Source organism: Pseudarthrobacter leeuwenhoeki (assembly GCF_055412885.1).
This window is the reverse complement of the sequence record NZ_JBVAYY010000025.1, coordinates 17,090-28,951: the sequence shown is the minus strand read 5'-3', so window position 1 is coordinate 28,951 and position 11,862 is coordinate 17,090. Positions and strand designations below refer to the sequence as shown.

Sequence of the window (11,862 nt, the reverse complement as noted above, 5' to 3'; positions counted from 1 at the left end):
CCTCATCATAAATGCGTTCCAGAAGCATGTGCTCTCCTTCGTAAAGAGGTGGGGCTGAGCCCCGTCGACTACTAACAACAATAATACCCCCGGGGGTATCTTGCAAGTGCTGCTCAGGACAACAGCGCGCCGCGCCCGGTCAGCCGGTCCGCCAGCAACCGCCAGCGGCCGGGCCGGGGGGTGTCCTCCGGAGCCGGGGCATAGGTGACCGGGTGGCCGTTGCGGTACCACTCGGTGATGCCGCCCGCGACATTCACGGCGTCGTAGCCCCGCCCGGAGAGGAGGGCGGCCGCCTGGCTGCTGCGTTTTCCAGACCCGCAGAGCAGGTAGACCGTGGTGTTCGGCACGTCGTTCAGGCGGGACGGGAGCTCATCCAGCGGGATGTTGATGCTTCCCGGAATGCAGGCGAACGCATATTCCTCCCGGCTGCGGACGTCGACCAAGGCGACGCCGGGCCAGACGCCGGCGAGATCATCCGCGGTGACGGTGCGGGCGGGGAGGGGTGTGATGCCGCTGCTTGCCATGCTCCGATTCTATACCCCCGGGGGTATACTGAATCACGGCAGCAAAAAGGGAGGGTCCCCGCCATGAACGGCGGGAACCCTCCCTTTGCACTCAAGCTGCGGAACTAGACGCTGCCGTTCCGCTTCTTCTTTTCCGGCCAGGGGCCGAGCTTGTCCCTGGTCACCTCGGCTTCGCCGAGGCCGGCGTCGGCCAGGTCTCCGACCCTGTGGACCTTCAGCATGTTCGTGGAACCGGCCTTTCCGGGAGGCGAACCGGCGGCGATAACCACCATGTCACCGTCCTCGACGAGGCCCATGTTCAACAGGCTGCGGTCAACCTGGGCGTTCATCTCATCGGTGTGGCCCACCATCGGGACCAGGACCGGCTGGATGCCCCAGGTCAGCGCGAGCTGGTTCCAGACATGCTCCACCGGGGTGAAAGCGAAGACGGGACGGATCGGACGCAGCCGCGACAAGCGCCGGGCGGAGTCACCGGACTGGGTGAAGGCACAGATGTACTTTGCATCCAGCTGGTCGGCGATTTCGACGGCGGCACGGGTGATGGCGCCGCCGCGGGTCTTGGGCTTGGTGCCCAGCGGGGGGACGCGCTCCAGGCCGTGGACCTCGGTGGATTCGATGATCCGGGCCATGGTCTTGACAGTCTCGATCGGGAACTTGCCCACGCTGGTCTCGCCCGAGAGCATAACTGCATCGGCGCCGTCGAGCACGGCGTTGGCGCAGTCGGAGGCCTCGGCGCGGGTCGGACGCGGGTTGTCGATCATGGATTCCAGCACCTGGGTTGCCACGATGACCGGCTTGGCCCAGCGGCGGGCCAGTTCAATGGCGCGCTTCTGGACGATCGGCACTTCCTCCAGCGGAAGTTCCACGCCGAGGTCCCCACGGGCCACCATGATGGCGTCAAAGGCGTCGATGATCTCGGGGAGCTGCTCAACGGCCTGCGGCTTCTCGATCTTGGCGATGACCGGCACGCGGCGGCCTTCTTCGTCCATGATCTCGTGGACGCGCGTGATGTCCGAGGCGTCGCGGACGAAGGAGAGGGCCACCATGTCCACGCCGCGGCGCATGGCCCAGCGGAGATCGTTCTCGTCCTTTTGGCTCAGCGCCGGCACGTTGACGGCAACACCGGGCAGGTTGATGCCCTTGTTGTTCGAGACGTAGCCGCCGACGATGACCTGGGCGACGACCTTGGTCTCGTCGACGTCGATCGCGCGGAGGGCGACCTTGCCGTCGTCGATCAGGAGCGCGTCGCCCGGCTTGACGTCCCCGGTGAGGCTCTTGAGCGTCGTGGAGCAGATGTCCTTGGTGCCAGGGACGTCGTCGGTGGTGATGGTGAAGGAGTCGCCGACGGCCAGCAGGTGCGGCCCGTCCACGAACCGGCCGAGGCGGATCTTCGGCCCCTGCAGGTCAGCCATGATGGCGACCGGCTTGCCGAGCTGCCCGGCAGCCGTGCGGACGTTCTCGTACGTGGTGTCGTGCACGGCGTAATCGCCATGGCTCATGTTCATGCGCGCCACGTCGACGCCGGCTTCCAGCACGGCGAGGGTGTTCTCAAAGCTCGCAACTGCAGGTCCGAAGGTGGCCACTGTTTTAGCGCGTCTCATATATCTACCCTAGTAGTCGATTGCATGGATGAAGTTGCTGGTGGACTGTGACCGCCGCCGGCCAGCAGCAGGCAGCTGCGGCCTACAGGACGGCCATGGCCCGGTCGGTCGGCGCCACGGGAGCCGGAAGGATGGTGCTGCCCATCAGGAATTTGTCTACCGCGGCGGCGCACGCGCGCCCCTCGGCAATGGCCCAGACGATGAGGGACTGTCCGCGGCCGGCATCTCCGGCGACGAAGATGCCTTCCGTGTTGGTCATGTAGTAGCCGTCGCGGGCCACGTTGCCGCGGCCATCGAACTCGGCGCTGACCTGCTCGGTGATCCCGGCCGGTTCCGGACCGGTGAAGCCCAGGGACAGGAACACCAGGTCCGCCGGGATGATCCGCCCGGTGCCGGCCTTCGGGAGGCGCTTGCCCCCAACGAATTCGGTCTCGGCCACCTTCACGCCGGTGAGTTTGCCGTTCTCGCCGACGAACTCCACGGTAGAGGCGAGGTAGGTGCGTTCGCCGCCTTCCTCGTGGGCGCTGGCAACTTCGAACAGGGTCGGGAACGTCGGCCACGGCTGGTGGCCGGCGCGCTCCGCCGGCGGCTGCTTGCCGATCGCCAGGGTGGTGACGGACGCGGCCTGGTGCCGGTGCGCGGTGCCGAGGCAGTCCGCGCCGGTGTCGCCGCCGCCGAGGATGACAACGTGTTTGCCGGCCGCGTCGATCTGGTTCTCGACCTTCTCCCCCGCCACCACACGGTTGGCCGGGACAAGGTAGTCCATCGCGAAGTGCACTCCCTCGAGCTCGCGCCCCGGGATCGGCAGGTCACGGGGGACGGTGGCACCGGTGGCGACCACGACGGCGTCGTAACGGCGCCGCAGCTGCTCCCAGGTCACGTCCGTGCCGACGGCGACGCCGGTCCGGAAGCGGGTGCCTTCGGCCTTCATCTGCTCCAGGCGGCGGTCCACGTGCTCTTTTTCCATCTTGAAATCGGGGATCCCGTACCGCAGGAGGCCGCCGATCTTGTCATCGCGCTCGTACACGGCGACGGTGTGGCCCACCCGGGTCAGCTGCTGCGCGACGGCGAGCCCGGCGGGGCCGGAGCCGACGACGGCGACCGTCTTGCCGCTGAGGCGGGCCGGGGGCAGCGGGTTGACCCAGCCGTTCTCGAACGCCTGGTCCACGATCGAGACCTCGACCTGCTTGATGGTCACGGCGGGCTGGTTGATGCCCAGCACACAGGACGCCTCGCAGGGGGCCGGGCAGAGCCGGCCGGTGAACTCGGGGAAGTTGTTGGTGGCGTGCAGCCGCTCCATCGCTTCCTCGCCCTTGTCCCGCCAGATGAGGTCGTTCCACTCCGGAATGAGGTTCCCCAGCGGGCAGCCCTGGTGGCAGAACGGCACGCCGCAGTCCATGCAGCGGCCGGCCTGCGCCTTCAGGACGCCATTTTCCTGGGCCTCATAGACTTCCTTCCAGTCCATGATGCGGACCGGAACGGGACGCCGGGGCTGGGTTTCGCGCTGACGTACTTTCAGAAATCCGCGTGGATCAGCCACCGGTCACCTCCAGGATTCGGGCCCAGACTTCTTCGCCGTCGGGGTCAAGGCCCTCTTCGATGGCGTCAAGGCGGGTTTGCAGGACGGCCGCGTAATCACGCGGCAGCACCTTGGTTATGCGGGCTGCGGTGTCGTCGAAGTTCTCCAGCAGCCGTGCCGCGAGCAGCGATTCGGTCTCCTCGGAGTGCTTCAGGAGCAGTCCATGGACAATCTCGCGGTCCTCGGCGTCCAGTTCGCGCAGCTGCAGCTCACCGGCTTCCAGGGCCTGTTTGTTGACGCGTTCGGCCTTCAGGTCCAGCACGTAGGCCGTGCCGCCGGACATGCCGGCACCGAAGTTGCGGCCGGTGCGACCGATGACGAGCGTCTGGCCGCCGGTCATGTACTCGCAGCCGTGGTCTCCGATTCCTTCGACCACCGCGGTGGCGCCGGAGTTGCGGACCATAAAGCGTTCGCCGACCTGGCCGCGCAGGTACATCTCGCCGCTCGTGGCGCCGTAGCCGATCACGTTGCCGGCGATCACATTGTGCTCGGCCGGGAACACGTTGGTCCGGTCCGGCCGGACGATGATGCGACCGCCGGAGAGCCCCTTGCCGACGTAGTCGTTGGAGTCACCGAACATCCGCAGCGTGATGCCCGCCGGCAGGAAGGCGCCGAGCGACTGGCCGGCGGTGCCGGTCAGCGTGATGTCGATCGTGTCGGTCGCCAGCAGGTCCGTGCTGAAGGTCCTCGTGACCACATGGCCCAGCATTGTGCCGACGGACCGGTCCGTGTTGATGACGTCGACGGCGATTTTGACCGGTGTGCGGTCACTCAGGGCTTCCGCGGCCAACACCATCAGGCGCTGGTCGAAGTGCTTGTCCAGCTCGTGGTTCTGGCCGGTGAGGTTGCGCAGCGGGGCGTCGTCGTCGAACTCGAGCCCGTGCAGGATCGGGTCCAGGTCCAGCCCTTCGGCCTTCCAGTGGTTGATCGCCTCGCGGGTGTCGAGCATTTCGGCGTGGCCGATCGCCTCCTCAATGCTCCGCAGACCCAGCTCGGCCAGGATCTCGCGGACTTCCTCGGCGAGGAATTCGAAGAAGTTGACCACGAATTCGGGCTTGCCGTTGAAGCGGGAGCGCAGCTCCGGGTTCTGCGTCGCGACGCCCACCGGGCAGGTGTCGAGGTGGCAGACGCGCATCATGATGCAGCCGGAGACCACCAGCGGGGCGGTGGCGAAACCGAACTCCTCGCCGCCGAGCAGCGCGGCAATCACGACGTCGCGGCCGGTCTTGAGCTGGCCGTCCACCTGCACCACCACACGGTCGCGCAGGCCGTTGAGCATGAGGGTCTGCTGCGTCTCGGCGAGACCGAGCTCCCACGGCACGCCGGCGTGCTTGAGCGAGTTCAGCGGCGAGGCGCCGGTACCGCCGTCGTGCCCGGACACCAGGACGACGTCGGCCTTGGCCTTCGTCACGCCGGCAGCCACCGTGCCGATCCCGACCTCGGAGACTAACTTGACGTGCACCCGCGCCGAGGGGTTGGCCCGCTTCGCGTCGTAGATCAGCTGGGCGAGGTCCTCGATCGAGTAGATGTCGTGGTGCGGGGGCGGGGAAATGAGTCCGACGCCGGGCGTCGAGTGCCGCGTCCGGGCCACCCAGGGGTAGACCTTCTGCGCCATCAGCTGGCCGCCTTCGCCGGGCTTGGCACCCTGCGCCATCTTGATCTGGATGTCGTCCGCGTTGGTCAGGTACAGGCTCGTCACGCCGAAGCGGCCGGAGGCGATCTGCTTGACCGCCGAGCGGCGGGCCGGATCGAGCAGCCGGTCCACGTCCTCGCCGCCTTCACCGGTGTTGGACTTGCCGCCCAGCCGGTTCATGGCGATCGCGAGGGTTTCGTGGGCCTCCTGCGAGATGGAGCCATAGCTCATCGCACCGGTGGAGAACCGCTTGACGATGCTGGAGACGGACTCCACTTCCTCGAGCGGGACCGCGGGGCGCAGCCCGGCTTTGAACTTCAGCAGCCCGCGCAGGGTCATCAGGTTCTCGGACTGGTCGTCCACACCGCGGGTGTAGGCCTTGAAGATGTCATAGCGGCGCTCCCGCGTGGCGTGCTGCAGCCGGAAGACGGTTTCCGGGTTGAACAGGTGCGGCTCGCCGTCGCGGCGCCACTGGTATTCGCCGCCGCCCATCAGGGCCTGGTGGGGCTGCTCGATGCCGTTCTCGGGGTACGCCATCCGGTGGCGTGCCGCGACCTCGGCTGCGATGACGTCCAGGCCGACGCCGCCCAGCTGGGAGTGCGTGCCGGCGAAGTACTCATCCACCAGGTCCTGGCCGAGGCCGAGGGCCTCGAACGTCTGGGCTCCGGTGTAGGAGGCCACGGTGGAGATCCCCATCTTGGACATGATCTTCAGGACGCCCTTGCCCAGGCCCTTGATCAGGTTGTAGACGCCGTCCTGCGCGGTGACCCCGACGACGTCGCCGGTGGAGATGAGCTGCTCCACAGATTCCATGGCCAGGTACGGGTTCACCGCGGAGGCGCCGTAGCCGATCAGCACGGCCACGTGATGCACCTCGCGGACATCGCCGGCCTCGACCACCAGGGCAGTCTTGGTCCGGTTGGCGCTGCGCAGCAGGTGGTGGTGCACGGCACTGACCAGCAGCAGGGAGGGGATCGGCGCCCACTGGGCGTTCGAGTCACGGTCCGAGAGCACCACGTACTGGACACCGCGGTTGATGGCGCCGGAGACCTGCTCGCAGATTTCGGTCAGCCGGGCGCGCAGCGCGTTCTCGCCGCCTTCGGGGCGGTAGAGGCCGCGGACCTTCATGGCGACCCTGTCGCCGTCGGCGTTCTCGATGTTCGCGATCTTGGCGAGCTGGTCATTGGTGATCACAGGGAACGGCAGCGCAACCTGCGGCTGGCGGACCTGCTTGGTGTCCAGCAGGTTCCCGTTGGGCCCGATCGCGCAGGTCAGCGAGGTGACGAGTTCCTCGCGGATGGCGTCCAGCGGCGGGTTGGTGACCTGCGCGAAGGACTGCACGAAGTAGTCGAACAGCAGCCGGGGCCGCTTCGAGAGCACGGCCACGGGGGTGTCCGAGCCCATGGCGCCGAGCGGCTCGGCGCCGGTGCGGGCCATCGGGCCGAGCAGGATCTTCAGTTCCTCGGTGGTGTAGCCGAAGGTGCGCTGGCGGATATTGACCGAGGCTGCGGTGTGCACGACGTGCTCGCGCTCGGGCAGGTCCTTGAGGTCGATCAGGTTTTCCTTGACCCAGTCGGCCCAGGGGTTGGCGGCCGCCACCTCGGCCTTGACCTCGGCGTCGCTGATGATCCGGCCGGCGTCGGTGTCCACGAGGAACATCTTGCCGGGTGAGACGCGGCCCTTCTTGACCACCTTGGACGGTTCGACCTCGATCACGCCGACCTCGGAGGCGAAGATGATCAGGCCGTCCTCGGTGATCCAGAACCGGCCGGGGCGCAGCCCGTTGCGGTCCAGGGTGGCGCCGACGAGGTTGCCGTCGGTGAAGGAGACGGCGGCGGGGCCGTCCCACGGTTCCATCAGCATGGAGTGGTACTCGTAGAAGGCACGGCGGGCCGGATCCATCGTGGCGTGGTTTTCCCAGGCCTCGGGGATCATCATCATGATCGAGTGTGTGATCGGCCGGCCGGAGAGCCAGAGCAGTTCCGCGACCTCATCGAAGGAGGCCGAGTCGGAGGCGCCCGGGGTGCAGATCGGGTACAGCTCCTCGGGTGAATCCCCCAGCAGCGGGTTGGCCAGCTGCGACTGGCGGGCCCGCATCCAGTTCCGGTTTCCCTTGACCGTGTTGATTTCGCCGTTGTGGGCGATGGTCCGGAAGGGCTGGGCCAGCGGCCAGGACGGGAAGGTGTTGGTGGAGAAACGTGAGTGGACGATCGCCAGCTTGGTCTTGAAGCGCTTGTCCGAAAGGTCCGGGTAGAACGGCTCGAGCTGGGCCGTGGTCAGCATGCCCTTGTAGACGATGGTCCGGCAGGACAGCGACGGGAAGTACACGCCGAACTTGTTCTGCGCCCGCTTCCGGATGCGCCAGGCACGGGAGTCGAGTTCGTTGCGCTCCAGCACCTCCCCGGTGCTGGAGGCAAAGAACGGCTGGGAGAAGTAGGGCATGCAGGCCCGGGCCATCGCTCCGACCAGGTCAGCCACGATCGGCACGTCGCGCCAGCCGAGGACGGTGAGGCCCTCATCGGCGGCGAGGCCCTCGATGCCGGCCCTCGCGGCGTCGGATTCGCGCTGCTCGGCGGGGAGGAACGCCGTGCCCACCGCGAACTGTCCGGGTGCCGGAAGTTCGAAGTCGGTCACTGCGCGGAAGAATTCGTCCGGGATCTGCATCAGCAGTCCGGCGCCGTCGCCGGTCCCTTCATCTGCGCCTACGGCACCGCGGTGCTCAAGGTTGCGCAGGGCGGTCAGGGCGGCGTCCACGATGTCGTAACCCGGCTCCCCCCGCAACGTGGCGATGATGGCGAGGCCGCAGGCGTCCTTCTCCTGCTCGGGGTTGTAAAGCCCGGCCGCTTCGGGAATTGCCGCGAAGCGCTTGAACGGTGACATGGCGGGGGCTGGCTCGACTGGGTCGGACCAACTGGGGCTGTGCAGGGTTTGGGTCATGAGAGACGTCCTTCCTCCTGATCGTGCGTATGGGAGGGACAACATTGGCCCGCATCGGTGCGCCGGTGTGACGGGCACAACAAAGTATTTTCTTATTCGAATTGTAGGCCAGGGCCGCTTCCTGCACTAACAGTTACGCGACCGCGGTCCTGGGCTGGCGCGAACGGCGGCTGTCTGCAGTCCGTTGCCTTCCCTGCTGCCACGACGTTGTGGAACCGGGCTCTGCGAGGGGTGGCTCCGCGGCCCGGTGTGCCGGGGCTGAGCTACCTGGTGGCCTCAGCGTCCGGCGCGGTCCCCTGGTGGCCGGGTTCTCCGGCCGCCGGTGCTCCGGTGGCGGGTTTGGTGCCGCCGGTGGATTTCTTTGACGCAACAGCAGCGGCGGAAACGTGGCCTGGACCGCTGTGGTTACCAGGGAGATTATCACGCGACTCACTATCTGAGACAGCAGAATCCGAATGTTGGACAGTGCCGGTGTCCGTGCCGGACGGTCCGCGGCCCGGCAGGTAGACCGTGTCGGGCTCCGTTCGCTTGCGCAGGCCCAGGATGATGAACGCTGCCAGGGCACCCAGCAGGACGAAGATGCTGGTCCATACGTTCAACCGGGTGGTGATGCCGAAGAGGCTGATCATTTCGGCGTCGTCGATCCGCATCGCTTCGATCCAGACCCGGCCCAGCGTGTAGTAGACCGCGTACAGGCAGAACAGCCGGCCGTGGCGGAATCCGAACTTGCGGTCCAGCAGCAGCAGAATGCCGACGCCGGCCAGGTTCCAGAGGGATTCATAGAGGAAGGTCGGGTGGAAGAGCGTGTCCGCGGCCATGCCCGGAGGGAAGTTCGGGTTGTCGGCGTCGATCTGCAGACCCCACGCAAGGGTGGTGGGCCCGCCGAAGAGTTCCTGGTTGAAGTAATTGCCCCAGCGGCCGATCGCCTGGGCCAGCAGCAGCCCGGGAGCCGCGGCGTCGAGGAAGACGCTGAGCTTGACGCCGGCCTTGCGGCAGCCGATCCACGCACCCAGTGCGCCCAGCAGCACGGCCCCCCAGATTCCCAGCCCGCCGCGCTGGAGCTGCGGGATCAGGGACAGATCGCCGGTGCCGTCGAAGCCGGGGCCGAAGTACGCGTCCGGTGAGGACACCACGTGGTAGAGCCGGCCGCCGATGATACCGAACGGGATGGCCCAGATGGCGATGTCCCAGACACTGCCTTCCGGGGCGCCGCGCTTGGCCCAGCGCACGGAGGTGAGCCAGAGGCCGGCCATGATGCCGAGCAGGATGCACAGGGCGTAGGCGTGGATGCGCAGTGACCCCCACGGCAGCGGGATGTCGAAACCGGACCAGTCCGGGCTCGGGATACTCGCGGGGATCATCGCCGCCGCGTGGAGGACTGACTGCATTGCTTAAGCTTCTTCCCTGCTGAGGCCGGTGCTGAGGTCTTTCGTCAGGGACGCTACCGCATCCACGCCGCCGTCGCCGATGGCCACGACCAGCGCGGTTCCCACAATCACGCCGTCCGCGTAGGCGGCGATTTCCCGGACCTGGTCCGCGTTGGACACGCCCAGCCCGACGCAGACGCGTTCGGCGCCGGCGGCGTGCGCGGCGGCCACAACGTCCTTTGCCGCGGAGCTGACCGAGGTGCGGGCGCCGGTGACGCCCATGATCGAGACGGCGTAGACGAAGCCGCGGCTTGCCTCAACGGTGCGCTTCATGCGCTCCGGCGAGGATGACGGCGCCACCAGGAACACCCGGTCCAGGCCGTACTTCTCCGAGGCTGCCATCCATTCCGACGCCTCGTCCGGAATCAGGTCCGGGGTGATGAGCCCGGCTCCCCCGGCGTCGGCCAGCTGGCGGGAAAATTCCTCCACGCCCATCCGGACCACGGGGTTCCAGTAGGTCATGACCAGCACGGCCGCGTCGGTCTTGCTGGTGATGCCGCGGACAACGTCGAAGACCTGCTTGACGTGGAAGCCCTTGGCGAGGGCCTCCGTGGTCGCGGCCTGGATGACCAGGCCGTCCATGACCGGGTCCGAGTAGGGGATGCCGATTTCGATAAGGTCCGCGCCGTTTTCCGCGAGGGCGATGCCGGCCTCGATGGTCTCCTCGACACTCGGGTAGCCGGCGGGCAGGTAGCCGATCAGGGCAGCGCGGCCTTGGGCTTTGGCGCGGTCGATGGCAGCGGCCGACTTGCTGGCCGTCCGGGCGGTGCCCGGGTCCTGAACGGTGCTCACAGCTGCTCCCCCTCTTTGGCGATCTCGTGTTCGGGTGAATCCTTGTCCAGCAGGTCGAACCATTCCGCGGCGGTGGCCACGTCCTTGTCGCCGCGGCCGGAAAGGTTCACGAGCACGATCTTCTCTGACGCATCGCCTGATTCTCCGCCTGCGGCCGCCATCCGCTGGCCGATCTTCATCGCACCGGCCAGGGCGTGGGCGGACTCGATGGCCGGGATGATGCCCTCGGTGCGGCAGAGCAGCCGGAACGCATCCATGGCCTCGCTGTCGGTGATGGGCTCGTAGCTGACGCGTCCGATGTCCGCGAGGTAGGAGTGCTCCGGGCCGACGCCGGGGTAATCCAGCCCCGCCGAGATGGAGTGCGATTCGACGGTCTGGCCGTCGTCGTCCTGCATCAGGTAGGAGCGGGCGCCGTGCAGCACGCCGGGCTTGCCGAGCGTGATGGTGGCGGCGTGGCGGCCGGTTTCGACGCCTTCGCCGCCGGCCTCGAAGCCGTAGATCTTGACCGAGGGATCGTCCAGGAAGCCGTGGAAGATGCCGATGGCGTTCGAGCCGCCGCCGATGCAGGCGCAGACGGCGTCGGGCAGGCGGCCGGTCTGCTCCAGGATCTGGGCGCGGGCTTCCTCGCCGATGACCTCGTGGAAGTACCGGACCATGGCCGGGAACGGGTGCGCGCCGGCGGCGGTGCCCAGCAGGTAGTGGGTGGTGTCCACGTTGGCGACCCAGTCGCGGAGCGCCTCGTTGATGGCGTCCTTGAGGGTCTGGGAACCGTTGGTTACCGGGATGACGGTGGCCCCGAGGAGCTCCATCCGGGCCACGTTGAGGGCCTGCCGGCGGCAGTCCTCGGCGCCCATGTAGACGACGCATTCCAGGCCCATCAGGGCCGCGGCGGTGGCGCTGGCGACGCCGTGCTGGCCGGCGCCGGTCTCGGCGATGACGCGGGTCTTGCCCATGCGCTTGGCGATCAGTGCCTGGCCCAGCACGTTGTTGATCTTGTGCGAGCCGGTGTGGTTGAGGTCCTCGCGCTTGAGGAAGATCCGCACGCCGCCGGCGTGCTCGGCGAAGCGCTTGGCCTCGGTCAGCAGCGAGGGCCGGCCGGAGTAGTTCTTGTTCAGCTCCGCGATCTGCGCGGTGAACTCGGGGTCCGCCTTGGCTTTCTCGAAGGTGTCCTCAAGCTCATCCAGGGCCGCGATGAGCGACTCGGGCATCCATCGGCCGCCGTAGGAGCCGAAATAGGGCCCGGGGGCGTGCCGCAGGGATTCTCCACCCTGCAGGAACGCGTCCACGGCGCTTTCGTCTGAGCTGGCTGCTGGCGCATCGACCATCAGTCTCACCATCCTGTTCCACTGTTATCTAGATCTGGGTGCTG

Annotated in this window: 7 protein-coding genes; all 7 read right to left on the bottom strand. The window is 67.5% G+C overall.

Annotated features, from left to right (window positions below; translation table 11 throughout):
* Positions 1-113: 113 nt before the first annotated feature.
* The 7 genes from ACZYX4_RS16935 to trpB all read right to left on the bottom strand — a co-directional run bounded on the left by ACZYX4_RS16935 (position 114) and on the right by trpB (position 11,818).
* Positions 114-524 (bottom strand): rhodanese-like domain-containing protein, encoded by a 411-nt coding sequence (locus ACZYX4_RS16935; protein WP_463878081.1) that lies wholly within the window; start codon positions 522-524, stop codon positions 114-116.
* A gap of 104 nt (positions 525-628) precedes the next feature.
* Positions 629-2,125 (bottom strand): pyruvate kinase, encoded by a 1,497-nt coding sequence (gene pyk, locus ACZYX4_RS16930; protein WP_463878079.1) that lies wholly within the window; start codon positions 2,123-2,125, stop codon positions 629-631.
* Positions 2,126-2,207: 82 nt separating this feature from the next.
* On the bottom strand, positions 2,208-3,665 hold the full coding sequence (locus ACZYX4_RS16925; protein WP_463878076.1) for a glutamate synthase subunit beta: 1,458 nt from the start codon (positions 3,663-3,665) through the stop codon (positions 2,208-2,210).
* Entirely contained in the window at positions 3,658-8,274 is a 4,617-nt protein-coding gene (gene gltB / locus ACZYX4_RS16920; RefSeq protein WP_463878073.1) for a glutamate synthase large subunit, read from the bottom strand. Before gltB ends, ACZYX4_RS16925 begins: the two co-directional genes overlap by 8 nt.
* Before the next feature lie 263 nt (positions 8,275-8,537).
* Positions 8,538-9,662 (bottom strand): prolipoprotein diacylglyceryl transferase, encoded by a 1,125-nt coding sequence (gene lgt, locus ACZYX4_RS16915; protein WP_463878070.1) that lies wholly within the window; start codon positions 9,660-9,662, stop codon positions 8,538-8,540.
* Positions 9,663-9,665: 3 nt separating this feature from the next.
* Entirely contained in the window at positions 9,666-10,493 is an 828-nt protein-coding gene (gene trpA, locus ACZYX4_RS16910) for a tryptophan synthase subunit alpha (RefSeq protein WP_463878067.1), read from the bottom strand.
* Complete coding sequence (trpB, locus tag ACZYX4_RS16905; protein ID WP_463878064.1) at positions 10,490-11,818, bottom strand: tryptophan synthase subunit beta; 1,329 nt, start codon at positions 11,816-11,818, stop codon at positions 10,490-10,492. The genes trpA and trpB overlap by 4 nt, the downstream gene beginning before the upstream one ends.
* Positions 11,819-11,862 lie beyond the last annotated feature (44 nt).

Coding starts and splice junctions, on each gene's coding strand:
- ACZYX4_RS16935 (WP_463878081.1), bottom strand. CDS start 524: ATGGCAAGCAGCGGCATCACACCCCTCCCCGCCCGCACCGTCACCGCG.
- pyk (WP_463878079.1), bottom strand. CDS start 2,125: ATGAGACGCGCTAAAACAGTGGCCACCTTCGGACCTGCAGTTGCGAGC.
- gltB (WP_463878073.1), bottom strand. CDS start 8,274: ATGACCCAAACCCTGCACAGCCCCAGTTGGTCCGACCCAGTCGAGCCA.
- lgt (WP_463878070.1), bottom strand. CDS start 9,662: ATGCAGTCAGTCCTCCACGCGGCGGCGATGATCCCCGCGAGTATCCCG.
- trpB (WP_463878064.1), bottom strand. CDS start 11,818: ATGGTCGATGCGCCAGCAGCCAGCTCAGACGAAAGCGCCGTGGACGCG.